This window comes from Streptomyces antioxidans (genome assembly GCF_000968685.2).
Lineage (GTDB): Bacteria > Actinomycetota > Actinomycetes > Streptomycetales > Streptomycetaceae > Streptomyces > Streptomyces antioxidans.
In genome coordinates, this window is the sequence record NZ_LAKD02000035.1 from 1 (window position 1) to 24,950 (window position 24,950).

Annotated in this window: 19 protein-coding genes; 4 read left to right on the forward strand and 15 right to left on the reverse strand. The window is 71.6% G+C overall.

From position 1 onward, the window contains the following. From VT50_RS40430 to VT50_RS15105, 3 genes are all read right to left on the reverse strand, one after another. Positions 1-1,194: ATP-binding cassette domain-containing protein (locus VT50_RS40430; protein WP_240529179.1), on the reverse strand; the 1,194-nt coding region annotated here is incomplete at its 3' end. A 135-nt stretch (positions 1,195-1,329) separates the two neighbouring features. Then, positions 1,330-2,091 (reverse strand): NUDIX hydrolase, encoded by a 762-nt coding sequence (locus VT50_RS15100; protein WP_046089687.1) that lies wholly within the window; start codon positions 2,089-2,091, stop codon positions 1,330-1,332. A gap of 508 nt (positions 2,092-2,599) precedes the next feature. Continuing rightward, the gene (locus VT50_RS15105; RefSeq protein ID WP_075200524.1) at positions 2,600-4,165 is read right to left on the reverse strand and encodes a DUF4192 domain-containing protein; all 1,566 of its coding nucleotides are present in this window, start codon (positions 4,163-4,165) and stop codon (positions 2,600-2,602) included. A gap of 110 nt (positions 4,166-4,275) precedes the next feature. Here VT50_RS15105 and VT50_RS15110 point away from each other — a divergent pair, with 110 nt between their 5' ends. Next, positions 4,276-6,441, forward strand: coding sequence for a RecQ family ATP-dependent DNA helicase (locus tag VT50_RS15110; protein ID WP_046089688.1), 2,166 nt, complete (start codon positions 4,276-4,278; stop codon positions 6,439-6,441). Positions 6,442-6,670: 229 nt separating this feature from the next. Beyond that, positions 6,671-7,288 carry a hypothetical protein gene (locus tag VT50_RS15115; RefSeq protein ID WP_046089689.1) on the forward strand — a complete coding sequence of 206 codons (618 nt, stop codon included), beginning with the start codon at positions 6,671-6,673 and terminating at the stop codon, positions 7,286-7,288. A gap of 100 nt (positions 7,289-7,388) precedes the next feature. On the opposite strand, the gene VT50_RS15120 is transcribed toward VT50_RS15115, so the two are convergent. From VT50_RS15120 to VT50_RS15140, 5 genes are all read right to left on the reverse strand, one after another. Further along, entirely contained in the window at positions 7,389-8,048 is a 660-nt protein-coding gene (locus VT50_RS15120) for a hypothetical protein (RefSeq protein WP_075200525.1), read from the reverse strand. 68 nt (positions 8,049-8,116) lie between these two features. Then, positions 8,117-8,818 (reverse strand): ribonuclease HII, encoded by a 702-nt coding sequence (locus tag VT50_RS15125; protein ID WP_046089691.1) that lies wholly within the window; start codon positions 8,816-8,818, stop codon positions 8,117-8,119. Between the two features lie 192 nt (positions 8,819-9,010). Continuing rightward, positions 9,011-9,904, reverse strand: coding sequence for an ADP-ribosylglycohydrolase family protein (locus VT50_RS15130; protein WP_046089692.1), 894 nt, complete (start codon positions 9,902-9,904; stop codon positions 9,011-9,013). 11 nt (positions 9,905-9,915) lie between these two features. Continuing rightward, entirely contained in the window at positions 9,916-10,575 is a 660-nt protein-coding gene (locus VT50_RS15135) for a histidine phosphatase family protein (RefSeq protein ID WP_046089693.1), read from the reverse strand. A 9-nt stretch (positions 10,576-10,584) separates the two neighbouring features. Further along, complete coding sequence (locus VT50_RS15140; RefSeq protein WP_167396603.1) at positions 10,585-12,261, reverse strand: ABC-F family ATP-binding cassette domain-containing protein; 1,677 nt, start codon at positions 12,259-12,261, stop codon at positions 10,585-10,587. A gap of 85 nt (positions 12,262-12,346) precedes the next feature. Here VT50_RS15140 and VT50_RS15145 point away from each other — a divergent pair, with 85 nt between their 5' ends. After that, positions 12,347-12,973 (forward strand): TetR/AcrR family transcriptional regulator, encoded by a 627-nt coding sequence (locus VT50_RS15145; RefSeq protein ID WP_107424807.1) that lies wholly within the window; start codon positions 12,347-12,349, stop codon positions 12,971-12,973. Between the two features lie 34 nt (positions 12,974-13,007). Here VT50_RS15145 and VT50_RS15150 read toward each other — a convergent pair whose 3' ends face one another. From VT50_RS15150 to nrdR, 3 genes are all read right to left on the reverse strand, one after another. Beyond that, positions 13,008-13,613, reverse strand: coding sequence for a YdbC family protein (locus VT50_RS15150; RefSeq protein ID WP_079343835.1), 606 nt, complete (start codon positions 13,611-13,613; stop codon positions 13,008-13,010). A 184-nt stretch (positions 13,614-13,797) separates the two neighbouring features. Beyond that, positions 13,798-16,665 (reverse strand): vitamin B12-dependent ribonucleotide reductase, encoded by a 2,868-nt coding sequence (locus VT50_RS15155; protein ID WP_079343836.1) that lies wholly within the window; start codon positions 16,663-16,665, stop codon positions 13,798-13,800. A gap of 116 nt (positions 16,666-16,781) precedes the next feature. Continuing rightward, on the reverse strand, positions 16,782-17,303 hold the full coding sequence (nrdR, locus tag VT50_RS15160; RefSeq protein ID WP_046090349.1) for a transcriptional regulator NrdR: 522 nt from the start codon (positions 17,301-17,303) through the stop codon (positions 16,782-16,784). Positions 17,304-17,752: 449 nt separating this feature from the next. On the opposite strand from nrdR, the gene lexA reads away from it, so the two are divergent. Further along, entirely contained in the window at positions 17,753-18,556 is an 804-nt protein-coding gene (gene lexA / locus VT50_RS15165; protein WP_046090348.1) for a transcriptional repressor LexA, read from the forward strand. A 192-nt stretch (positions 18,557-18,748) separates the two neighbouring features. Here the strand turns inward: lexA and VT50_RS15170 are convergent, their stop codons facing one another. The 4 genes from VT50_RS15170 to VT50_RS41355 form a co-directional block, all read right to left on the reverse strand. Continuing rightward, entirely contained in the window at positions 18,749-20,749 is a 2,001-nt protein-coding gene (locus VT50_RS15170) for an ATP-dependent DNA helicase (protein WP_046090347.1), read from the reverse strand. A 215-nt stretch (positions 20,750-20,964) separates the two neighbouring features. Continuing rightward, positions 20,965-21,669, reverse strand: a complete 705-nt coding sequence (locus VT50_RS15175) for a GNAT family N-acetyltransferase (RefSeq protein ID WP_046090346.1) — start codon at positions 21,667-21,669, stop codon at positions 20,965-20,967. A gap of 78 nt (positions 21,670-21,747) precedes the next feature. Then, on the reverse strand, positions 21,748-24,027 hold the full coding sequence (locus tag VT50_RS15180; protein WP_420822194.1) for an IucA/IucC family protein: 2,280 nt from the start codon (positions 24,025-24,027) through the stop codon (positions 21,748-21,750). Between the two features lie 303 nt (positions 24,028-24,330). Further along, positions 24,331-24,765 (reverse strand): hypothetical protein, encoded by a 435-nt coding sequence (locus VT50_RS41355; RefSeq protein ID WP_046087861.1) that lies wholly within the window; start codon positions 24,763-24,765, stop codon positions 24,331-24,333. Positions 24,766-24,950: the final 185 nt, after the last annotated feature.

A 24,950-nucleotide genomic window follows, 5' to 3' on the forward strand; every position in this document is an offset into this window, starting at 1 on the left:
GGGGGCGGGGATGGAGGCGGGGGGCGGGGCGGGGTCAGCCTTGTCCACCGGGCTGGCAGTGTCGGCCTTGCTCGCCTTGTCGCTAGGTGCCTTGGCACTAGGCGTCTTGTCGTTGGCCGTCTTGTCGCTGGCCGTTGTGTCGCTCGGCGTCGTGTCGCTGGGCGCCTTGTCGTTGGCCGCGGCTTCCGCGGGGGCGGTGGCTTCCGCAGGGGCGGTGGCTTCCGCGGGGGCCTTCTTCACCTCGGCCGCGGCGGAGCCCCGGGAGGTGAACTGGGTCATCCTGACCTTGCGCCAGATCGCCCTCTTCCTGGCCTTGGGCCCGGCGCCCTCGGCCTTGACGACATCGACCCCGTCGGCCACGTCGGGCTGGGGGGCGTCGGCCCGAGCGGCCTCGGCCTTGGCCACCAGCTCGGCCGCCACCCGGGCCTCCTCCGCCGCCTGGGCCTCGGCCAACTGCCGGGCGGCCTCGACCTCTTCCTCCAGGACGGCCGCGAGGCGGCCGACGAGCGGCGAGTGGACGACGACGCGGGGGCGCATCCGGGTGCGTGCGAATTCGTCCACCGGCTGATCCGCCACCAGCCGCCCCGATTCCAGGGTGAGCACCTGGTCCGCGAGGCGGATCGCGCCCTCGGCGTCCTCGGTGGCGACGAGGACGGCGCCGCCCTGGGCGGCGAATTGGCGCAGCAGCCCGTGCAACCACGCGGTCTCCCGGGGCGACAGGCCCCGTGCGGGCTCGTCGAGGACCAGGGTGTGCGGGTCCCCGAGCAGCGCGGTGGCGATCCCGAGGCGACGCTCCGCCCCAGTGGACAGATCACCGAGACGCTCGTCCGCAAGATCAGTGAGGCCGACCACATCGAGCACGACATCTGCGCGAGCGGCAGCCACCCCGGCCGCGGCACCGAGCATCCTCAGATGCCCCCGCACGGTGCGGCCCGGGTGACCGGGGACGTCCTCGAGGAGAACGCCGACCTCATGAGCCGGGCGCCGGATGCGGTGCAGGGGGCGGCCCCGGAAGAAGGCGGAGCCATGGCCCCGATCGAGCTGCAGCAGAAGCCGCAGCGCGGTGGTCTTGCCCGCGCCGGGGCCACCGAGCAGTGCGGTGACCCGGCCCGCCGGGGCCTCGAAGGTGAGGTCATCGACAACGGGCGGTTGGTCGCGGCGGGGGGTGCTGGTCAGTCCGGTGGCCTGGATCATGGCTTCTCCCGCGGGGCATGGAACCGCTCGATGGCACGTGGGGACTGGTGACGTACCGGAGAACGGTAACCCGCTATGTCCTATTTCTTCAGGACATAGCACTCCCGGGGAGTCGTCGTGTCATGACCCGCCTCCTCACACCTCGGGACGAAGCATGGGCGGATTGAGCAGCGTTGCCCCACCGGCCCGGAACAGCTGGGCGGGGCGGCCCCCCTGACGGGTCGTCGTACCGCCGGTGGGCACCAGGAAGCCCGGGGTGCCGGTGACCTTGCGGTGGAAGTTCCGCGGGTCAAGGGCCACGCCCCACACCGCCTCGTACACCCGGCGCAGCTCGCCGACCGTGAACTCCTGCGGGCAGAAGGCGGTGGCCAGCGAGGAGTACTCGATCTTGGAGCGGGCGCGCTCGACCCCGTCCGCGAGGATGCGGGCATGGTCGAAGGCGAGCGGGGCGGCCAGATCGCTGTCCCGCCCGAAGACCCCCTCCTGGTCGAGCAGCGACTCGACCGGCGCCCAGCGCACGCTGTGCGCGTCACCCCCGGCGCGGGGCGCGGGCAGATCGGGCGCCAGCGCGAGATGCGCCACGCTGACCACGCGCATCCGGGGGTCACGCTTCGGATCGCCGTAGGTGGCGAGCTGCTCGAGGTGGGCCGCGTTCGGCGGGACCGGAAGCGTGGGATCATGCGCGAGCAGCCCGGTCTCCTCCGCCAACTCCCTGGCAGCGGCGACGGACAGGTCCTCATCGGACCGCACAAAACCGCCGGGCAGCGCCCACCGCCCCTTGAAGGGCGGCTCCCCGCGGCGTACGGCCAGCGCACACAGCGAATGCCGCCGCACGGTGAGCACGACCAGATCAACGGTGACGGCGAATGCCGGAAAGGCCGACGGGTCGTAGGGCATGACGCGATCATAGTCGTCTGCCTGACGATAATCAGGCTCTTGAGCATGATCACCGATGTTCGTGAAATCGCTCTCTCAAGCGCTCGCCTGCACGGTTCCCGCACCTCCTTCCGAATCCCCCGGCCCGCCTCTCCCGGGCAAACCGCCCCAGCCCAACCCACCGGCCGCTCCGGTCCGCCGCGCCACGGCGGATCTCCCTCGCTGTCCGTATGTCCCCTGTCCGTATGTCCCCTGTCCGCGCGCCGTACGCCTTCAGCGAGCAGTACCGGGAGGGGGCGTCCGGCCGCGACGCCCGCTTCTCGGCTTACCTCTCCCGCCTTCGGGCCCACGGGCCGCCACTGGCCGCCGGGCCGGACCCACCCGGCTTTGGCTCGTCGGCTGCCCCGGACCGCATGTATGAGGCCCGAGTCGTCCAGCCTCCAGTGGATCGGGGTCCCCCGAGGGCAGGCCGCAGGCCGCCCCTGGCCTCCGCCCCCGGACTCCACCGGGCTCCCGCGGCCCGTCCGGGTCAGCGTCGGCTGCGAGTGCTCCGGCCGCCGGTCCGGCGCCGGGTGCGCGGCCGTCCTTCCGGGCGGCGCCTGCCACCCGGGGCACTCGTCCCTGCCGGGGCGCTGCCGCCCGGGCCCGCCGCCCCGCTCTGCCGCTCCCGCGCCGACTGCCGCTCCGGCTGGCCTTCCGCCTCCCCCGATTCCCCCGCAACTTCCTCCGGCTCCTCCGCGCCCATGCGGGCGGCCGACTCCACGAGTTCGGCCGACTCGGCGGGCACAGCTGACTCAACCGGTCCGGCACTCTCCTTGGCCGTTTCGGCCGGGGCTCCGGCCGCCCCCAACGGCTCGGTGGACGCCAATTCGCCCAGCCGCTCCAGCTCCGCGTGCACCGCGGCGTGTACAGCACGATCGGCGCGATCGGCGCGATCAGCCAGGTCGGTACGGTCGGCCGAGTCAGCGCCGTCTGAGTCCTCCCGGCGCAGGCACTGACGCAACAGCTTCGGATGGACCCCCTCATTGCACGCCTGGTGCAACAACCTCGCGAAGAGGTAGTCCGGATCGACCCGGAGCGCACGGCCGAGCGCCACCCGTGCCATGAGCTCATCACCCGCCGACCAGGCGACCCACCCGGCCAGGGTGAGCGGTGCCGCCGCATGCTCCCCGTAGGAGCCGACGCAGCGGCGGGCCAGCGCGCGCCACAGCCGCAGCGCCGCGTCGGCGTCCGCTTCTTCCATCCATCCGGCCACCCGGTCCCGGGTCCGCCGGTCCTGGAGCCCGATGATCATCGCCGCCGCCTCCTGGTCGTCGAGCAGACCGTCATCGCGGAGATCGGCCGCACAGGCGTCGGCGACCGGCGGCGCGGCCTGGAATGTGTCCAGCAACCGGCCCACCAGACCGAGGGTTTGGGCCCGCACCGTCGCGGAGTCGGCACCGTCCAGGGTCCTCGGCACGAGTTCGGCTCCGGCCACGTCCAGCGCCCGCTCCTGGCCATCGGCCCGGGGTCCGTCGAGCGGGGCGAGCCTGGCCTCCATCTCGCGCACCGAGCCGCGCACCTGGACCCCCGCGAATGTCGCCGCCGCGGCCATGACCGAGGTGCCGGGCAGGGCGAGCGGAACGCCTTCCGGCGGACAGCAGCGCCGGTCGGGGCAGACATATGACCAGAACCGGCCGCCGGAGATGCACAGCGCCTCGAAGACCGGCACCTCCAACCCGCCGCACGCGATGCGCAGCCGCTGGGAGAGGGGCCGCAGCCGCTCCATCGCCTCCTGCGCGGACTCGCCCTCGGCCGGCTCCTGGCACAGGAACAGCACGACCCCGTCCGGCCGCACGCCACGCCGCTCGCTGCCGGTGATCAGGCATTCGGCGAGCTGATCGCAGATCTCGGGCCACTCCTCCGGGACCCGGGGAATGCCGAGCCTCAGCCTGCCGCCGAACCGGCCGCGGGCGCCGTGCAGCGCGATCATCACGATGCTGTCGTCCGGCTGGAAGCCCAGGACATAGGGCAGGGCATCGGCGAGCTCCGCCGGGCTGCGGAGGGTGACCTGCTCTTCGCCGGGCAGACCGGCCGCTTCGTTGTGTCGAGTCATGGCCCGACGGTCCCTCAGCCCCGCCGACCCCGCCACCCCTGTGGATAAGGTTATCCACAGGCTGCCGGAGGCGTTGGCGCGATGTCGGCGGGATCGGGTTGCATGGGGGCATGAGCGACGAAGACCTGCGCATCTCGGCCGACCGCGTCCTAGCCCGCCTCGTCGGGGACACCACCGGCTCCGCCCGGCTCCGGGAAGATCAATGGCGGGCGATCGAGGCGCTGGTCGCCGAGCGCCGCCGGGCGCTGGTCGTGCAGCGCACCGGCTGGGGCAAATCGGCGGTGTATTTCGTCGCCACCGCGCTGCTGCGCGAGCGCGGCGGCGGTCCGACCGTGATCGTCTCCCCGCTGCTCGCGCTGATGCGCAACCAGGTCGAGGCCGCCGCGCGCGCCGGTATCCAGGCCCGCACGATCAATTCCGCGAACACCGAGGAGTGGGACACGATCCAGGCGGAGGTGGCCGCGGGTGAGGTGGATGTGCTGCTGGTGAGCCCGGAGCGGCTCAACAACCCCGACTTCCGCGATCAAGTGCTCCCCCAGCTGGCCGCCGCCACCGGCCTGCTGGTCGTCGACGAGGCACACTGCATTTCCGACTGGGGCCATGATTTCCGGCCCGACTACCGCAGGCTGCGCACCATGCTCGCCGATCTTCCCCAGGGCGTGCCCGTGCTCGCCACCACCGCGACCGCGAACGCGCGGGTCACCGCCGATGTGGCCGAACAGCTGGGCACGGGCGAAGGCGCCGGGCAGGCGCTGGTGCTGCGCGGCCCACTGGACCGGGAGAGCCTGCGGCTGGGTGTGCTGCCGCTGCCGGACGCCGCGCATCGGCTCGCCTGGCTCGCCGACCACCTCGATGAGCTGCCGGGCTCCGGGATCATCTACACCCTCACCGTGGCCGCGGCCGAGGAGGTGTCCGCGTTCCTGCGGCAGCGCGGCCACACCGTCGCGTCCTACACCGGCAAGACGGAGAACGCGGATCGCCAGCAGGCCGAGGAGGACCTGCTGGCCAACCGGGTCAAGGCGCTGGTCGCCACCTCCGCGCTGGGCATGGGATTCGACAAGCCGGACCTCGGCTTCGTGGTGCATCTCGGCTCGCCGTCCTCCCCCATCGCCTACTACCAGCAGGTCGGGCGCGCCGGGCGCGGTGTGGAGCATGCCGAGGTGCTGCTTCTGCCCGGCCGCGAGGACGAGGCGATCTGGCGGTATTTCGCCTCGCTCGCCTTCCCGCCCGAGGAGCAGGTGCGCCGCACGCTCGACGTGCTCGCGGCATCGGACCGGCCGGTGTCGCTGCCCGCGCTCGAGCCCCAGGTGGAGCTGCGGCGATCGCGTCTGGAGATCATGCTCAAGGTGCTTGATGTGGACGGCGCGGTGCGGCGGGTGCGCGGCGGCTGGACGGCCACCGGGCAGCCCTGGGCATACGACGCGGAGCGGTATGCGTGGGTGGCGCGCCAGCGGGAGACCGAGCAGCAGGCCATGCGGGAGTACGCCACGACGGCCGACTGCCGGATGGAGTTCCTGCGGCGGCAGCTGGACGACGAGAAGGCGGCGCCCTGTGGCCGCTGTGACAACTGCGCGGGGGCGCGGTTCACCACCGAGGTGTCCGCAGCCGCGCTGGACGCGGCGCGCGGTGAGCTGGGGCGGCCCGGTGTCGAGGTGGAGCCGCGCCGCATGTGGCCGACTGGGCTGCCCGCGGTGGGCGTCGATCTCAAGGGCCGCATTCCGGCGGGTGAGCAGGCCGCTTTGGGCCGGGCCCTGGGCCGTCTGTCCGACATCGGCTGGGGAAACCGGCTGCGGCCACTGCTGGCCCCACAGAGCCCGGACGCCCCGGCGCCCGACGATGTGGCCGGTGCGGTGGTGACGGTGCTCGCCGACTGGGCGAAGGGCCCCGGTGGCTGGGCCGCGGGGGCGCCGGACGCCCCGGACCGCCCGGTGGGCGTGGTCACGATCGACTCGCGCACCCGCCCGCGGCTGATCCGGTCGCTTGGCGAACGGATCGCCACCGTTGGCCGGTTGCCCCTGCTCGGGAGCGTCGCGTACCACGACGGCGAGTTCGACACCCGGGTGCCGCGCACCAATAGCGCCCAGCGGCTGCGGGCACTGCACGGCGCGCTGACCGTACCGCCCCCGCTGGCGGCGGCCCTTGCCGAGGCCGGTGGACCGGTGCTGCTGGTGGACGACTTGGCGGACACCGGCTGGACCTTGGCCGTCGCCGCCCGGCTGCTCCGCCGGGCCGGGGCGACCGGGGTGTTTCCGCTGGTCCTGGCCGTGCAAGGGTAGGGAGAGCGGCGGCCGCCGCGGGGCGCAAACCGGCCAGGAATGTAGAACGCACATCCAGGTAAAACAGTCAGTGGTGCCGACTGTGCATTGCCGCACGCGGGCGCTGCCGCGAGAATTGTCAGTAGCTCCCCCGCCCCCGGTCCGGCCGTGGTACCGACGGGGCTGTGTCGTGGCCCGCGCCCGTGCCCGACCCTTCGCACGGACTGTGGGCGCAGACGAAGGGAGGACCGTGACCTTCGGCTTCGCTCCGCCACCGGCCGCCGATTCCGCTTCCCGATCCGGCCGGATGCTTCAGCCCGCCGAGTGGGCGGCAGCGGGAATCCCGTTGCTGCGCAATCCGCGCGAGGTGGTCACCGGGCTGCACATCCGCCATCTGCCGACGCCCTCGACCGCCGTCGTCGCGGTCCTCGATCCGGAGGAACGGCTCGCGGCGAGCGCGTCGTTCGTCCGCCGCGGCGCCATCGATGGCTGGGACTTCCGGAACGCACTGCTGGCGCAGTTGCGCCGGGTGATCCCGCACGATCTGCGGCGCCGCACACCGATCCGCACCGCCGTGCTGCTCTACTGCCGCGAGGGCGAGAGCCGGTGGACGGAGGAGGACGGCGCCTGGATGTGGGGGCTACGCGACGCCTGCACCCTGCACGGACTGCGCTGTGGTGCGTACATAACCCTGACTCACGACGGATGGCGGGTCCTCGGCGAGGGACGGGGCGGCCGTCGGCCACACTCCGCTTCGCTGCCGACCGAGTTGGGCGTGGCCGTCGAGGGGGACGGCGACGCCAAGGCGCTGCCGCGGCCCCACCTCGGAGGGCGTCGCAAGGCACTGAGCCACTCCGCCGCCGTCTGACCGGCCGCGGTCCGCGCGGTCACCGGCCGTCCGGACGCCGGACAGCTCCGCCACGGGGGACAGAGGCTGCCGGACACCGGGCGTTCGGGGATGTGCGGCCTCAGGCGCCCGTACCGAGAAGGGTGTCGATGCGCTTCGGATCGCCGCAGACGATCAGCAGCGTCCCGGCACGGCCCATAGTTTCGGGCAGCGCCTGGGCCACCGTGTCGTTCGTACCGCCGTTGACGGCGACGATCACGACCGGGCGGCTCTTGAGGCGGTCGGCATCCGCGGCGGCGTAGAAGACATCGTCTCCGGCGTCGTGCTGCGCCCAGTAGGACGCCTCACCGAAGGACAACTCATGTGCCGCCCACGGATGCTGCTCTCCGGTGGTCAGCACCAGGATGTCACCGGGGGCGCGGCCGGAATCCAGGAGCAGGTCGACCGCCTCATCCGCCGCGTCCAGGGCGCCGTCCACCGTGGCGGGGATCAGCTGGATCTGGGGCGCGGCCTTGGTGGCGGTGGGTGCGGCCTTGGCAGCCGAGGCCGCCGGGGCGGTCGGCACGGGCTTCGTCGCATCGCTCGTGGTGCGCTGCGACTGAGCCGACGAGGTTCCGGCGGGGCCACGGTTGGGACCGGGGCTTCCGGGCCGCCGCGGTGCGGGCCGGGGGCCGGGACCAGGGACAGGGCGAGGGGTCGGCGCGGTACGGCCTGCGGCCGGTGTCGCGCGGGGACCCGGGACACTCTCGTGAATCTGAGGCTCCTCGGGGATGAGAGGCATGGGCTGATGTCTATCAAACGTCGGTGCGAGTCGCATCGGCGGGTGGCGGTTTCGACCGCTTGGTCTGCTCAGAAGTCGAAGCCGAGTTGGCCTTCGTCCTCCAGCTCGACCGGTTCGGATGTGCTGCGGAACCGCTTCAGGTGCCGCCAGCGGGGCAGCCCGTCCATATAGGCCCAGGACAGCCGGTGGTGGGGTGTGGGCCCCAGTTCCCGCAGGGCGGCGCGGTGCGTGGGGGACGGATATCCGGCGTTGTCCCCGAAGCAGAAGTCCGTGTGCGCGGCTCCCAGTTCGGCCATCATCGCATCCCGGCGGACCTTGGCGATCACCGAGGCTGCGGCGACGGACACACAGGACTGATCACCATTGATGACCGTACGAACCGTCCAAGGACCGCCGAGGTAGTCATACTTCCCGTCCAGGATGACCGCGTCCGGCCGGACCGGCAGCGCGTCCAGCGCACGCGTGGCGGCCAGCCGGAGGGCGGCCGTCATCCCCAGGTCGTCGATCTCCTCGGGAGAGGAGTGGCCCAGGGCGTGTGCGGTGACCCACGAGTCCAACTGCAGGGCCAGGGACGTGCGCTTCTTGGGGCTCAGTAGCTTGGAGTCGGTGAGCCCGGTCGGCGGACGGCGCAGACCGGTGACCGCCGCGCAGACCGTCACCGGACCGGCCCATGCCCCGCGCCCGACCTCGTCGATACCGACGACGATCTTGGCTCCCGTCGTGGCTCGGAGCGAGCGCTCGACACTGTGGGTCGGTGGTTCATAGGCCATGGCAAGGACAACCTTACGCCGCTCTTACCTGCGTTCGGAACCCGGATCCCCGGCAGGAATCACCGGCCGCCTCCGGCGGTCGCCGCCCTGGTCGGCCCGGTGGCCGCTTCCGCCCAACACGACTCGGCACGCGGCGGGTTCGGTGGATGGGCACAAACCGGACCACACCACGCGTCACACTCATGGGAGGGGTCAGCCGGCGCCCGCCGGGACCCACGCCGGCAGCGCCTCGGTGTGGTCCAGCCAACCGGCGGGCGGCGCACCGGCGGCCCCGGACGCGACCACTCCCCCGACGATCGCGCAGGTGGTGTCCACATCTCCGCCGGCCGAGGCCGTCCCCCAGAACGCCTCCTCGAAGGAGCCCAGATGGCGGGCGGCCGCCCACAGGGCGAACGGCACGGTGTCATGGGCGCTGGTGCGGCGGCCACAGCCGAGCACCGCGGCGACGGTCCCGGCGTCCGCGTAGTCGAGCATGTCGCGGGCGCGACGCAGCCCCGCCTGGACGGCGCTGCGCGGCACCACCTCGACCACCCGGTCCAGCAGTTCCCCAGGCCCTCCGTAGCCCGCCGGATCGGCCACCAGCGCCGCGGCCGCGGCCACCGCCATGGCTCCCGCCACCGCCTCGCGGTGCTGATGGGTGGTGTACGCCGAGATCTCCGCCTGATGTGTGGCCTGCTCCACATCTCCCGCGTACCAGGCGCCGAGGGGGGCGATCCGCATGGCGGCACCGTTGCCCCACGAACCCTGCCCCTGGAACAGCCCGGCGGCCAGGTCGCGCCAGTCGCCGCCCTCCCTGATCAGGCGGAGCATCCGGTTCACGGCGGGGCCGTAGCCCCGGTCGAAGTCATGGCGGTCGGCGAAGGACCGGGCGAGTTCGTCCTGGTCGATCCGGCCGTGGGCCGCCAGGACGGCCAGGATCGAACAGGCCATCTCGGTGTCGTCGGTCCACTGCCAGGGCGTGGGCGGCAGCTGGCGACGCTTGAGGTAGGGATAGTTGGCGGGGACGAAGAACTGGGAGCCGAGGGCGTCGCCCACGGCCAGCCCGCGCAGGCTCCGCAGAGCCCGGTGGAAACGGTCAGCGGTCATCGCTGCGCACTCTAACCGGTGTGGCCGTAGGGCTTGGGGGTGCACCAGCGCTCGAAGGGCCGGTCGAGGTGGTAACGCCCGTCGGAGCCGAGCAGCAGGGTCCGCGTCTCACCGTTGCCGGGGTTCGACAGCGACTCGAATTCGGCGACGCTCCAGTGCAGCCACCGCATACAGAACAGCCGCATGGTCAGCCCATGGGTCACCAGCAGGACGTTCGGCGGATGGTCCGGGTGCTCGAAGCTGCGCCAGAGGCTGTCCAGGAAGGCGTCCACCCGGTCATAGACATCGGCGCCCGACTCGCCCTGTGCGAACCGGTAGAAGAAGTGCCCGTAGGCGTCGCGGTACGCCATCTGTTTCCGCACGTCCTCGCGGTCCTGCCAGTTCCCCCAGTCCTGCTCCCTCAGCCGCGGCTCCTCCCTGACCCGGGTGCGGGAGGAGTCGAGACCGAGCAGCTTCAGGCTCTGGTGGGTGCGGCGGTACGGCGACACATAGACCGACACGCACTCGTCGCCGAAGGTGGCGCGCAGTCGCTCGCCCGCCTCCTCCGCCTGCCGTCGCCCCGTCTCGGTCAGCCCCAGAGCATGGTCGGGCACCCTTTCGTACACCGAGTCATCGGCGTTCCCCTCCGATTCTCCGTGCCGTAGGAGGACGATGCGCCGGGGTTGTGCCATGGCGCCACCCTAGATCGAGGCCGCGGCCGGCGTCTCACTCCCCTCCTCGGCCATGAGCCGGCCGCCCCGTATCTCGCGGCGCCGCCCGGTGAAGCGGCTGCGCAGCAGCCGGTCGTGCGAGACCACCACCAGCGCCCCGGCCCACTGGGCCAGCGCCTCCTCCAGCTCCTCCACCAGCCCGAGGGCGAGATGGTTGGTCGGCTCGTCGAGCAGCAGCAGATCGGCGGGGCGGGCCAGCAGCCGGGCGAGCGCCAGCCGACGGCGCTGGCCCGCGGAGAGCGCCCCCACCGGGACGTGGAGGGCATCAGGGCGGAACAGCCCGTATGACAGCAGCAGGTCGGTCTGCTCCTCCGGTGTCCCCGGCAGCCCCCGGCCGAAGGCCGAAAGCAGCCGCTCCCGGGGCCGGGCAACCGGTATCTCCTGGGCGAGGTAGCCGATCCTGCCCCGGCGGGCCATCCGGCCCGCCTCCGGTTTCTCCACCCCGGCCATGACCCGCAGCAGCGTGGATTTGCCCGCGCCATTGGCACCGTGGACGAGGAGCCTCTCCCCGGCCGCCACCGTGAGCCGGTCGACCGCCAGCCGCTCCCCCACACAAACATCGTGAAGCTCGATGAGCGGACCGTCCGCCGTGCCCGCGGCGGGGAGCGCCGAGAACCGCAGCGGCTCCGGTGGGGGCGGCACCGGGTCCTCCTGGAGTCTGCGCAGCCTCTCCCGCGCGTTCCGCACCCGGCTGGACACCGAGGACTGCACACGTCCCCGGTCCCGGTCGTAGGCCACCTTGTTGCCGTCCTTCATGCCGCGCCCCGGGGCGACCCGCCGGGCGACGGTGGTGGCGGCCTCGGCGAGCGCGGCCGTCTCCGCGCACCACTCCTCGTAGGCCTGCTCCCAGCGGCGGCGCGCGGCGGTCTGCTCGGCGACGAATCCGCCGTACCCCCCGCCGTACCGCACCAGGGTGCGCCGGTCGGCGTCCACCTCGACGATCGCGGTCGCCACCCGCTCCAGGAAGACCCGGTCGTGGGAGACCGCCAGGACGGTGCCCGGATGCGCCCGGAGCGCCTCCTCCAGCCAGCCGAGCGCGGCACCGTCGAGGTGGTTCGTCGGCTCGTCCAGCAGCATCACCTCGGGAGCGGCCGCGACCAGGCAGGCGAGTCCGAGCCGGGCCTGCTCACCGCCCGACAGACTGCCGAGCCGCCGCTCGTACCCGATGCCGCCGAGCCCCAGGCCGTGCAGGGCCTTCTCCACCCGGGCATCCGCCTCATACCCGCCGCGGCTCTCGAACGCGGTGAGCAGATCGCCATATGCGGCGAGCACGTCAGGAGCGCCGCCGCCGAGGTCCGCCTCCAGCTCGCGCAGTCCGCGCTCCATGGCCCGCACCTCGGCGAGGGCGATGTCCACCGCGTCCCGCACCGTGTGGTCCGGGGGCAGCTCGGGCGTCTGGCCGAGGTGGCCGACGCCGCCGTCGGCCACCGTCACCACCGCGCCGTCGTCCGGTGACTCGCGCCCGGCCAGCAGCCGCAGCAGGGTGGATTTACCGGCCCCGTTCTCCCCCACGACGCCGATCCGCTCCCCGGGCCGCACCGCGAAGGAGACGTCGTCGAACAGCAGCCGGTCGCCCCGGGACAGCATGACGCCTCGCAGCGAGATCTGAGTGGGCAAGGGCGCACCTCCGAGCACGCGAGCGGACATCCGGTCCACCCGCTCCAAACACAACTGAAGTTGCGTTACCCTCAAGCATGACACAGCGAAACCACTAACACAACTGGAGTTGCACTTGTCCACAGAGAGCGCCGCCCCGACGCCGGGCACCGTCCGCCCCGGCGGACGCACCGCGCGCACCCGCTCGGCGGTGCGCGACGCCGTGCTCACCGGCCTCGCGGAGCACGGCTATCCGGGGCTGACGGTGGAGTACGTCGCCGAGCGCTCCGGCGTCCACAAGACGACCGTCTACCGGCGCTGGGGCGGCGTCGAGGGGCTCGTGGCGGACGCGCTGGACCTGGCGGGAGAGGACGCCTGGACGCCGCCCGACACCGGGAACCTGGAGGGTGACCTGCGCGCCCTCGCCCGCGAGGTGACCGAGACCTTCGGCAGCGCTTCGGCCGCCGCCGCGCCCACCGCCTTCATCGCGGCCGCGTTCCAGTCCGAGCGCGCGGCACAGGCGCTGCGCGACTTCTACACCGAACGCTTCGCGCGCTGCGAATCCGTCGTGCGGCGGGCCGTCGACCGAGGTGAGGCCCCGTCCGGCAGCGACGCCGCGGCGGTCGTGCGCGCCGTCTCCGCGCCCTTGTTCTTCCGGGTGCTCATCACCCGCGAGCCCATCGACGCCCCGCTCGCCGATCAGACGGCGGCCGCCGTCGCCGCCGCGGTCCGTGCCGGGGCCTACCTACCCGCCCGCCGCTGATCAGGACGGCCCCGTGACCTGCGAGGGCGCTGCGTCACACCGTCCAGGCGGACTCGACCCGTACGACATCGCCGGTGATCGCCGCCACATCCGCTTCCGTCTGCGCACGCAGGCCGAGCCGTTCGACCCGCTCCACGCGGTACTTCCCGTGTTCGGCCGCCGAGTCCCACATCGACAGCACCAGGAATTCGTTCCCCGGTGCCTCCCCGAACACCCCCCGCAGCATCCCGGGCGATCCGGCCATGGCCGGATTCCACACCTTCTCCTGCACCAGCGTGAAGTGCTCCACCCGGTCGGGGCGCACCCGGCAGTGCGCGACGCGCACCACGTCCGCGTCGGAGAACCGTGGCTCGAAGCCGACCTTCACATCGAAGCGGTGCTCGAACAGCCGGACCTGCATGTCCCGGTACGTGCCCGACTGCGAGGCCGCCAGCCGGTCGTGTGAGCGCGCCATGAAGGAGTCGTAGAACGCCCGGCTCTCCCAGAACGAGAAGACGTGCGCCACATCCGGCCGCCCCCGGCTCCAGCCACCGCCCTGCCCCCGGAATCCCGGTTCGCCGGGCAACCCCGCCCACTTCCGCTGCCCCCGCTCGAAACCCGGGCGGTCCACCACGGTGCAGCGAATCCACTTGACCAGCACCGCGCCATCCTACGGCCGTACGGTGGCCCTCATCACATACCGGAGAGTCCGCCCCCGGTTCGCCATCGCGCCGCACGGCGGCGGGGACAACGGCGGCGGGGCGCGGCCCGAAGGCCGCGCCCCGCCCCAGCTGCCATCCTTACGGATGTCATCCTCCCGGATGTCGTCCGTAAGGGGCTCGCGATCAGCTGCAGCCGCTCGTCGAACCGCAGCCCTCGCACAGGTAGCAGCTGCCCGCACGGCGCATCTTGGTGCCGCAGGAGAAGCAGAGCGGCGCGTCCGCGTTCAACCCCATCTGGATCTCGACCAGTTCGGTGGAGCTGTGGGCCTCCTTCACCGACTCGGACCCGGTCCGCGACTGCGACGACGATCCGCCGCTCTTGGGGGCGGTCACATGGCGTGGCGCGGACTGGGCCAGGCCCTCGACGTCCACCTCGTCGTCGGCGGCCTCGTAGGACCCCGTCTCCAGGTGGCGCTGGCGCTCCTCGGCGGAGTGGATGCCGAGCGCCGAGCGGGTCTCGAAGGGCAGGAAGTCCAGCGCCAGCCGGCGGAAGATGTAGTCCACGATCGACTGCGCCATCCGCACGTCCGGGTCGTCGGTCATACCGGCCGGTTCGAAGCGCATGTTGGTGAACTTCGAGACGTAGGTCTCCAGCGGCACGCCGTACTGCAGGCCGACCGACACGGCGATCGAGAAGGCGTCCATCATGCCCGCCAGGGTCGAGCCCTGCTTGGACATCTTCAGGAAGACCTCACCGAGACCGTCGTCCGGGTAGGAGTTGGCGGTCATGTAGCCCTCGGCGCCGCCCACCGTGAAGGAGGCGGTGATGCCGGGACGGCCCTTGGGGAGGCGCCTGCGGACCGGGCGGTACTCGATGACCTTCTCGACCTCGGGCTCGGCCTGCTCCTTCTCCTCCTTCTTCTTGGCGGAGAGCGGCTGGCCGACCTTGCAGTTGTCGCGGTAGATCGCCAGCGCCTTGATGCCGAGCTTCCAGCCCTCGAAGTAGATCTCCTCGATCTCCTCGACGGTGGCCGACTCCGGCATGTTGACCGTCTTGGAGATCGCGCCGGACAGGAACGGCTGGGCGGCCGCCATCATCCGCACATGGCCCATCGGCGAGATGGAGCGCTCGCCCATCGCGCAGTCGAAGACCTCGTAGTGCTGGGGCTTCAGCCCCGGCGCGTCGATCACATTGCCGTGCTCGGCGATGTGATCCACGATCGCCTCGACCTGCTCCTGCTGGTAGCCGAGCCGCTTGAGCGCCTTGGGGACCGTGTTGTTCACGATCTGCATGGAGCCGCCGCCGACCAGCTTCTTGAACTTGACCAGGGCCAGGTCCGGTTCGACGCCCGTGGTGTCGCAGTCCATCATCAGGCCGATGGTGCCGGTCGGTGCGAGCACCGACGCCTGGGCGTTGCGGAAGCCGCTCTTCTCGCCGAGGCGCAGCACGTCCTGCCAGGCCTCGGTGGCCGCGGCCCAGACCGGGGTGTCCAGGTCGTCCATCCGCTTGGCGATGGCGTTGGCGTCCGAGTGCTGCTTCATGACGCGCTTGTGGGCGTCCGCGTTCCTGGCATAGCCGTCGTACGGGCCGACCACGGCGGCGAGCTCCGCGGAGCGCTTGTACGAGGTGCCGGTCATGAGGGAGGTGATGGCGCCGGCCAGGGCCCGGCCGCCGTCGCTGTCATAGGCGTGGCCGGTGGCCATCAGCAGGGCGCCCAGGTTGGCGTAGCCGATGCCCAGCTGGCGGAAGGCGCGGGTGGTCTCGCCGATCTTCTCGGTCGGGAAGTCCGCGAAGCAGATGGAGATGTCCATCGCGGTGATGACCAGCTCGACGACCTTTGCGAAGCGCTCGGCGTCGAAGCGCTGGTTGCCCGCGTCGTCGTCCTGGAGGAACTTCATCAGGTTGAGCGAGGCGAGGTTGCACGAGGAGTTGTCCAGGTGCATGTACTCGCTGCACGGGTTGGAGGCGGTGATCCGGCCCGACTCCGGCGAGGTGTGCCAGTGGTTGATGGTGTCGTCGTACTGGATGCCCGGGTCGGCACAGGCCCAGGCGGCCTCGGCCATCTTGCGGAAGAGGCCCTTGGCGTCGACCTCCTCGATGGGCTCGCCGGTCATCCGGCTGCGCAGCCCGAACGGCGAGCCGGACTCCACCGCCTTCATGAACGTGTCGTTCACGCGGACGGAGTTGTTGGCGTTCTGGTACTGGACGGACGTGATGTCGTCACCGCCCAGGTCCATGTCGAAGCCCGCGTCGCGCAGGGCGCGGATCTTCTCCTCCTCCTTGACCTTGGTCTCGATGAACGCCTCGACATCCGGGTGATCGACGTCGAGCACGACCATCTTGGCGGCCCGGCGGGTGGCGCCGCCCGACTTGATCGTTCCGGCGGAGGCGTCGGCGCCGCGCATGAAGGAGACGGGACCGGAGGCGTTGCCGCCCGAGGAGAGGAGCTCCTTGGAGGAGCGGATGCGGGAGAGGTTCAGACCGGCGCCGGAGCCGCCCTTGAAGATCATCCCCTCTTCCTTGTACCAGTCCAGGATCGACTCCATGGAGTCGTCCACGGAGAGGATGAAGCAGGCGCTGACCTGCTGCGGCTGCTTGGTGCCGACGTTGAACCAGACAGGCGAGTTGAAGCTGAAGACCTGGTGCAGCAGCGCGTAGGTGAGCTCGTGGTCGAAGATCTCGGCGTCCGCGGGCGAGGCGAAGTAGCCATTGTCCTCACCGGCCTTGCGGTAGGTGCGCACCACGCGGTCGATGAGCTGCTTCAGGCTCGCCTCGCGGTCCGGGGAGCCCACCGCACCGCGGAAGTACTTGCTTGTGACGATGTTGACCGCGTTCACCGACCAGAAGTCGGGGAACTCCACGCCGCGCTGCTCGAAGTTGACCGAACCGTCGCGCCAGTTGGTCATGACGACGTCACGGCGCTCCCAGACCACCTCGTCGTACGGATGCACGCTCGGGGTGGTGTGGATGCGCTCGATGCGCAGACCCTTGTTCGCCTTGCTGCCCTTGGAGCGGGAGCCTCGTGCCGGGCCGCTCGTCGTCTCTGTCATTCCGCCTCCCTGTACGGGCGAAAACGCCCTGATGTGCCCATTTCTTCCCCGGGCACGGTGTGTCTGTCTTTCGCCCGGGCGCGGCAGGCGCCCCGGGCGGGTATATGGGCCGCCGGTCAGTCGGCGGCGATGGCCGGCGCGGGGGCCTCCGCGGCCCCTTCGGCGCCGGGCCCGCGGTCGTGCGCGGGAGGCCGTTGCTGGTCACGCAGCTCCGTCACGGCGACCTCGAAGTCCTCGAGGGAGTCGAAGGCGCGGTAGACGGAGGCGAAGCGGAGGTAGGCGACGAGGTCGAGCTTCTGGAGCGGGCCGAGTATGGCGAGCCCGACGTCATGGGTGGACAGCTCGGCGCTGCCGGTGGCCCGGACCGCCTCCTCCACCTGCTGGCCGAGCTTGGCGAGGGCGTCCTCGGTGACCGGACGACCCTGGCACGCCTTGCGAACCCCTGAGATGACCTTGTCGCGGCTGAAGGGCTCGGTGACCCCGCTCCGCTTGATCACCATGAGTGACGCGGTCTCCACGGTCGTGAAGCGACGCGAGCAGTCGGGACACTGGCGGCGGCGGCGGATCGAGCAGCCGTCATCCGTGGTACGGCTGTCGACGACGCGACTGTCGGGGTGCCTGCAGAAGGGGCAGTGCATGACTCCGATCCCTCCCTCACCCTCAAAAACGGCGTATGACGAACATGCCTGAACATGCCTGATGAGCCCCGTTCGGGCCGTAGAGCCCTCCAGGCGGCCACAAGCATAGGCCAAAACCCTGTCGACGGATCCACCAGGGACCACAACCTGTGGGTTGCTTGCATCCATCTAACCACTAGATGTGGTGTCCGGCGCTCAACCGAGCCGGATGGCGTGTCACGGGTCGGGAGTAGCCACGAGACTACGCGAACCCGGTGCGTCCCGGATTCCCAGGGGGCGGGATGCAAGACTGGGGCCGCCCCACGGAGACCGGACCAAACGGCCTATACACCTAGCCCCGTGATCACGTCAGCCCATCTGCGAAATTTCACTCGAACGTGTGTTTGGCGCAACCTTTCGAAAGCAACTACCGTTGTCCAACTAGGGAGAACATCTCGAGAGGGGCCGTCGTGACCACCACCGCAGAGAGCGCAACCATTACCGCCCAGGAGCGCTCCCAGAGCCGACTCGAACAGACACATGCGATGAACCAGACCCACCCGATGAACGACGACGCCACGACGCCGGAGGGGCAGAAGCCCGCGCGCTCGCTACCAGGGCGACCTCCAGGCATCCGGGCGGACAGCTCGGGGCTGACCGACCGGCAGCGGCGTGTCATCGAGGTCATTCGCGACTCTGTGCAGCGACGTGGCTACCCACCGTCCATGCGGGAGATCGGCCAGGCGGTGGGCCTCTCCAGCACCTCCTCCGTCGCCCATCAGCTGATGGCCCTGGAGCGGAAGGGCTTTCTGCGGCGCGACCCCCATCGGCCCCGGGCCTACGAGGTCCGCGGCTCCGACCAGCCCAGCACCCAGCCCCCGGACACCACCGGCAAGCCCGCCGCGTCCTATGTTCCGCTGGTCGGCCGGATCGCGGCCGGCGGTCCGATCCTCGCCGAGGAGTCGGTCGAGGATGTCTTCCCGCTCCCCCGGCAGCTGGTCGGCGACGGTGAGCTCTTCGTGCTGAAGGTGGTCGGCGACTCCATGATCGAGGCCGCCATCTGCGACGGCGACTGGGTGACGGTGCGCCGCCAGCCCGTCGCGGAAAACGGTGACATCGTCGCCGCGATGCTCGACGGTGAGGCCACGGTGAAGCGTTTCAAGCGTGAGGACGGCCATGTGTGGCTCCTTCCGCACAACGCCGCCTACCAGCCGATCCCGGGCGACGAGGCCACCATTCTGGGCAAGGTGGTCGCGGTGCTGCGGCGCGTCTGAGCGCGCCCGATCGAGGTGCGCCCTTGGCGTGCCCCACGACCGGGCCCCGGGACCACTGCGCCGGTTCCGGGGCCCTGCTGTGTCTCGCGACCACCGCAGCCCTGTTGCATGAGGGCGTTGTCGTATGAGACGCGCTGTCGTGAGAGGCACTGCCGCATGGGACCGCTGTCGCATGTGACGCCCGCGGCCCCGCTAGGCCTCCTGCGCCTTGGCCGCCGCGTCGATGGCGGCCAGCGAGCGGCGCACCTGGTTGCGGTCGGTGGTGTACCAGAATTCCGGCATGGACTTGCGGAGGAACGAGCCGTAGCGGGCCCGCTCGACCCGCGGATCCAGGACGGCGACGATGCCCCGGTCGCCCGAAGCCCGCACCAGACGGCCGGCGCCCTGAGCCATCAGCAGCGCGGCATGTGTCGCGGCGACGGCCATGAAGCCATTGCCACCGGCCTCCTCCACCGCCTTCTGGCGGGCACTCATCAGAGGGTCGTCGGGACGGGGGAAGGGCACCCGGTCCATCACCACCAACTGACAGCTGGGCCCCGGCACATCAACCCCCTGCCAGAGGGACAACGTGCCGAACAGGCAGGTCCTGGCGTCGGCGGAGAAGGAGCGGATCAGCTCGCCCAGCGTCTCCTCACCCTGGAGGAGGATGGGCATGTCCAGACGCCCGCGCAGGTCCTCCGCCGCCGCCTGGGCGGCGCGCATGGACGAGAACAGCCCGAGCGTGCGACCACCCGCGGCCTCGACCAGCTCGGCGAGCTCATCGAGCATATCGGCGCGGCCGCCCTCACGGCCGGGCTGGGCGAGATGCTTGGCGACGTAGAGAATCCCCTGCTTGGAGTAGTCGAACGGCGAGCCGACGTCGAGGCCCTGCCAGCGCGGCGCGGCCTCCTCACCGCCCTCCGGATCCTGTGGGCTCTCGGGAGCGAGACCGAGTGAGGCCGCCACCCCGTTGAAGTCCCCGCCCAGCTTCAGCGTGGCGGAGGTGAGGACGACGGACCGGTCCTCGAACAGCTTCTCGCGCAGCAGGCCCGACACCGAGAGCGGGGCGACACGCAGCGAGGCACCGAAGCGGTCGTGCCGCTCGTACCAGACCACGTCGTACTCGGAGGCTTCGACGATCCGCTCGGCCACCTGGTGGATGTTCTCCACGGCGCCCAGCGCCTGCTTGCGGACCGCGTCCTCGTCCTTGACCGAGGCGTCCCGTGTGGAGCCGAGTGCCGAGATCACCGTGCGGGCCGCGTCACGCAGTGCCATCAGCACATAGCCGAGGTCCTCGGGGATCTTCTCGAGACGGCCGGGCAGAGCGAGCTCCATCAGCCGCTCGAAGCCCTCGGAGGCGGTCTGGAGGGCGTCCCCCGCCTGTTCGTTGACCAGCTTCGCGGCGCGCCGCACGGCGCGGTTGACCTGGCCCGGGGTGAGCTCTCCGCTGGCGACGCCGGTGACCCTGGAGACCAGCTCATGGGCCTCGTCGACGATCAGCACCTCATGGGTGGGCAGCACGGGGGCGCCCTCGATCGCGTCGATGGCGAGCAGCGCGTGATTGGTGACGACGACATCGGCGAGCTTGGCCCGCTCACGGGCGGCCTCGGCGAAGCACTCCGCGCCATAGGCGCACTTGGACGCGCCGAGGCACTCCCGGGAGGTGACCGAGATCTGGGACCAGGCGCGGTCCGAGACACCGGGCGTCAGATCGTCCCGGTCGCCCGTCTCGGTCTCGTCCGACCAATCGCGCAACCGCATCAGGTCCTTGCCGAGCTTGCTGGTGGGCGCGGCGGCCTCGAACGGGTCGAAGAGCCCGGCCTCATCAGCGTCCTCCTGCGGTACGCCCTCGTGGAGCCGGTGCAGACACAGATAGTTGGAGCGGCCCTTGAGCATGGCGAACTCGGGGCGGTGGCGCAGCAGCGGATGCAGCGCCTCCACGGTGCGGGGAAGGTCGCGCTCGACGAGCTGCCGCTGCAGGGCGAGGGTCGCCGTGGCGACCACGACGCGCTCGCCGTGGGCCAGGGCGGGCACCAGGTAACCCAGGGACTTTCCGGTGCCGGTGCCGGCCTGGACCAGCAGATGGGAGCTGTCGTCGATCGCCTCCGCCACCGCTTGGGCCATGGCTGTCTGGCCAGGGCGCTCGGTGCCGCCGACGGCGGTTACGGCGGCGTGCAGCAGATCTTCGAGTGGAGGCGAGGACGATTCAGTCATAGGGCTGCCAGCCTAAGGGGCGGCACCGACATCACTCCTGCCGGTGTGGTCGGTGACGGACGGTTTCGGCCGGGGCGGGGTTCGGGCGGATCTTCGCTTCGTGGCACGGGCGGATCCGCGCCGCATGGGAACCGGGACCGGTCGAGCGGTGTATCAACAGTGGAATCTCGCATCGAGGCAGATGAATCACCGGGGGGACGGATGGTCGCGGAAGCTCACAAGACGTGTCGCAGGGCACGGTCGCGCAGCATCAGCGCGGCACGTTTGCCGGGGAGTTCGACTTCCGCGGAGAAGCGGAAACCGGCGCCGAGGAAGGCGGCCACGGAGGGGGTGTTGCGGAGATCCGGTTCGGCCACGACCCGGGTGCAGGACGGACGGTGCTCGAGGACGAGGTCGGCGGCGGCGCGGAGCAGAGTGGTCCCCAGGCCACGGCCGCGATCGCTGACCCGGCCGATGAGCAGATGGATACCCGTGTCGTGCGGCCGGGCCGGGTAGTACCGCGCGAGCGGGTCCAGATCGGCGCGGTACACCTCCCAGTAGCTCATCGGGACGCCGTCCAGGACACCCAGACAGGGCACGCTGCGCCCATCCCCGTCGAGCTGGTCCCCGAGGTGGCCCGCGGTGGTCTCCTCAGGGCCGTCGAGCTCCCAGAAGGCGGCCACGGACGGGTCATTCATCCATTGGGCGATGAGCCGCAGATCGCGCCCGATGCGGACCGGGACGAGCTGGAAGGTGCCCAACGGGGTGTTGGTGGGCCCCCATTCGACGATGTGGTCGAGCAGATCCGGCCGGGCGGCGGCCTCCGGTCGAATGGAATCCAGGTCGATGCGTCGTGCGATCTCCTCTTCCTGGTCCTGACGCAGCCGCAGGTCGATGGTGTCGTCGGCGCTGGAGCTCGTACTGGAGTCGGTGTGCGGCACGGCGATGCTCTCCTCTCAGGGGTCTGGGCACGTCGGGCGGGGACGTGGGGGGTGAGGGGCATGATCGCGGTCGCGGAGTCAGGCCATGGGGGTGACACCGGTGGAACCGGAAGGCGAGACGGACATGGAAAGGGGGTTGGGGATGGTCACATAGATGGACTGGGTGTCCACCGGTCCCACGAGCTCGTCCAAGCCGCGCAGCCGTGTGAGCAGATTGGCCTTGCAGCGCAGGGTGGGCGCCTCCAGGAGCCGGGCGGGAAGCGGTGAGCGGGTTCTGACGGGGCCGGACGCGGCCTCGGCGAGGAAGCGGCGGAACGCGGCCAGCAGGACGCGCTCGTCGACGAGCCGCTGGGATCCGAAGGCGCCGATCAGTCCAAGGACGTTGTTGACACCCAGGTAGTAGGCGAACCGCTCGTCGGTGACCTCGTCGGAGACGAAGGTGTCACTGCGGCCGCCGATACCGGGCAGCCGACGCTGGAGTTCGGCGTGCCGGGACGCGCGGAAGTAGTAGCCCTGGTTGTCCCGGTAGCGGCCGCCGACCGGCCAGCCTTGGGGGTCCAGCAGCACCAGAGTGTTCTGCTGGTGTGCCTCGAGCGCGATACCGGCCTCTCCGTCCAACCAGAGCAGGGGGCGTACGACCGTGTGCAGATAGCGCAGGAACCACTCCGTGCCGACGGCCGCGGTGGAACGGCCGGTGCGAGCGGCGAGACGGGCGACGAGACGGGCGAGCCGGGAGCGCATCACCGGCCGTCCGGGCCAGGGGCGCGGCGCGAGGAGTCCGGCGACGCAGACGGCGTCGTCGCCGGGGCCGAACGGGTTGTGCCGGATGACGACGTCAAGACCGGTCAGGGGCTCGCCATCGGGTCCGTCGATGGCCAGCCAGGCCGGGTCCCGGACGATGTCGAAGCCCGGGTAGCCGGGGAAGGCTCCCCGCCACTGCTCGGCTAGTCCGCTGCGGAGCAGCCGGTGGACCTCGACACCGCGGCGGAGTTCCTTACGGAGGTTTTCACGACGGGAGTTGGTGATCCGCAGGCCGAGGGAGAGTTTCAGCATGGCGGGAGCGCCCGGCCGGTAGACGGTGCGGACCGAGGAGGTGGGGTGCCAGGGCCCACCGGACGGCCCGAGGTCATGCAGCAGTCCGGCGTCGAAGAGCGCGGCGACCTCCGGACGGTGCCGGATCTCGCGAGCCTGCCAGGGATGGAGGGGCAAGGGCACGGTACCGGTGGGCAGTCGCAGGCCGCTGCCCGCCAGGGAGAGGGCGAGGCGCTCGGCGGGCACGGTTCGGCCGCGTTCCGTCCAAGCCGACTCGCAGGCCAGTGCGGACCGGCCGACCGCGATCCAGTGAAGGGGGAAGGAGCCACGCGTTTCCGGTGAGCAGACGATGGATTCGGAGTCCGAAAGGCCCTCGCGGCTCTTCGGCGTGGGATGCAGGGGGTGACCGAAGAGAAGGGACTGTTCCGCACTGAGGAAAGGGGTGCTGGTGCTCGGATCGGCGGGGGTGGCACGGCGGAGGGTAAGGAAGAGGGCGGTGCGCCGCACGGAGTCCGCGACACGGCCGACGAGTTCGGTGGCATCCGCGTCGGGGTCGTCCCGCCGCGCTCCGTATGTCGCCTCGCGGGTGAGCAGAGCCGCGAGGGTGACGGCGCCGACAGCGGGCGCGTCATGGGGGCCGTGCTCCAGCAGCGGCGGACCGAAGCGGTGCCAGCCGGTGGGCGACCAGTAGAGCACGGGGACGAGGAGGACGGTTCCGCTGGCGGCGAGGGGAATGCGCAGGGTGTCCCCGTCCGGGCGCACGATGCCGCTCTCGCGTGTCCAGCAGCGCAGCAGGTTCTCGACGGCTGCGGCGTCGGCGGCGATCTGCGGGTCGGGCTCGTCGAGCGGATCCGCGCGGAGGTCGCGGGTGGCAACCGCGCGGGTGCGGTTGTCCGGCGGCGCTTCATGGCTGTCATGGTTCTGCCGGGGCACGGCCGTCGCGGCGAGGGGCGCCCCCTGGGCTGGCAGCGGCAGCGCGGACGGCTCCTCCGCCGAGGGCCCTGGGGCGGGTGCCTGGGGTGCGTCTGCTCCTGCCGCGCTGGCGAACGGCGTCGTGGCGGACGGCGTCGTGGCGAACGGCGTCGTGATGGGCGGTGCCGCGGTGGGCGGTGCCGTGCTGGGCGGCGGTGTGACGGGGGACGCCGCAGTGGGCCCCGGCGGGGCGGGGGACGCCGCGATGGGCGGCTCCGCGGCGAACGGCGGAGGGGCGGGGGATGCCGCCGGGGGCAGTGGCACCGATGCCGGGGAAGGTACCGGTGCCGGGGGCGCCGCCGTTGGGGGCGATGGCCGTGCAGGGGGCGATGGCTGGTCGCTGGGGGCCGTCATGGCGGTGGACGGTGCCCTGACGTTCGGAGCCGCCTTCGGTGGGGCGGGCGGTCTTTCCGCCTCGCCCGGGGGAGGCGCCGTATGGGGCGGATGTGGGAGGGGCGGCGGGGGGCCGGGGCGGACGGAGTCGTCGGGGTCGGTCAGGGCGCCGGGCACGGGCTGCGGTTGGGGAGACATGGGGGCTCCCCCGGGGGTGTGCGGCATGGTGGGTGCGGCGCGGGCGTCACGGCGTTCATGTCCTGGGCCCGGCGCCTGCCTCCTTCGGTGGTGCGATGGCGGTGCGGTCGTACGGTGCGGGACGTGTCACCGGTGGACTCCGGCGAATGGCGGGGCCGGGGCGAATGGGGCAGCGGTGGGAGGGAGTTCGCGGGAGGTGGTTCCGGTGGTGTGGATCGGCACGTCCAGGGCGTCGCTGAGCCGGTCCAGGACGGCCCTTGCCTGCTCGTCAGTCAGGACGGCCGCTGCCTGCTCATCCGTTGGGAACCGCACCCGCGCGCGGGTGGCGAGCTCGGGCGGCAGGGTGGCGAACAGCTCCCCGGAGAGGCGGTCCGGATAGCGGCGGCCGTCAGCCCGTTCGACCGTCATCTCCCGGGTGCGCACCGGAACGACGGGCAGCGCCCGGGCGCGGGTGGGGGCGGGCGACCCACACAGCGACGGGAGGCGCGAAATGGCTTGGGCGGCGGCGCCGTCGTCGCGGACGGCGGCCAGGGCCATCGGCGGGAGCTGGGTCACGGCCACGCGTCTCGGTCCTCCTGCTGCTGAACACCCTCCGGCTGTCCCCCGTACGTACCAACGACGCGTGGCGCTCTGGATCACGGGCTGGGCGAAGATCCTTGCCGCCGGGAACCAAGGACCCGCTCGCAGCCGTCGTAGGCGGCACCGGCATAGTGGGATACCACCCCCATGGCCGGGGCGGTGCATGA

What these genes read in the sequence shown, in the direction of transcription:
- VT50_RS15100 (WP_046089687.1), bottom strand. Translation starts at nt 2,091, where the DNA reads ATGCCCTACGACCCGTCGGCCTTTCCGGCATTCGCCGTCACCGTTGAT.
- VT50_RS15105 (WP_075200524.1), bottom strand. Translation starts at nt 4,165, where the DNA reads ATGACTCGACACAACGAAGCGGCCGGTCTGCCCGGCGAAGAGCAGGTC.
- VT50_RS15110 (WP_046089688.1), top strand. Translation starts at nt 4,276, where the DNA reads ATGAGCGACGAAGACCTGCGCATCTCGGCCGACCGCGTCCTAGCCCGC.
- VT50_RS15120 (WP_075200525.1), bottom strand. Translation starts at nt 8,048, where the DNA reads ATGCCTCTCATCCCCGAGGAGCCTCAGATTCACGAGAGTGTCCCGGGT.
- VT50_RS15125 (WP_046089691.1), bottom strand. Translation starts at nt 8,818, where the DNA reads ATGGCCTATGAACCACCGACCCACAGTGTCGAGCGCTCGCTCCGAGCC.
- VT50_RS15130 (WP_046089692.1), bottom strand. Translation starts at nt 9,904, where the DNA reads ATGACCGCTGACCGTTTCCACCGGGCTCTGCGGAGCCTGCGCGGGCTG.
- VT50_RS15135 (WP_046089693.1), bottom strand. Translation starts at nt 10,575, where the DNA reads ATGGCACAACCCCGGCGCATCGTCCTCCTACGGCACGGAGAATCGGAG.
- VT50_RS15140 (WP_167396603.1), bottom strand. Translation starts at nt 12,261, where the DNA reads ATGTCCGCTCGCGTGCTCGGAGGTGCGCCCTTGCCCACTCAGATCTCG.
- VT50_RS15155 (WP_079343836.1), bottom strand. Translation starts at nt 16,665, where the DNA reads ATGACAGAGACGACGAGCGGCCCGGCACGAGGCTCCCGCTCCAAGGGC.
- nrdR (WP_046090349.1), bottom strand. Translation starts at nt 17,303, where the DNA reads ATGCACTGCCCCTTCTGCAGGCACCCCGACAGTCGCGTCGTCGACAGC.
- VT50_RS15170 (WP_046090347.1), bottom strand. Translation starts at nt 20,749, where the DNA reads ATGACTGAATCGTCCTCGCCTCCACTCGAAGATCTGCTGCACGCCGCC.
- VT50_RS15180 (WP_420822194.1), bottom strand. Translation starts at nt 24,027, where the DNA reads ATGACGGCCCCCAGCGACCAGCCATCGCCCCCTGCACGGCCATCGCCC.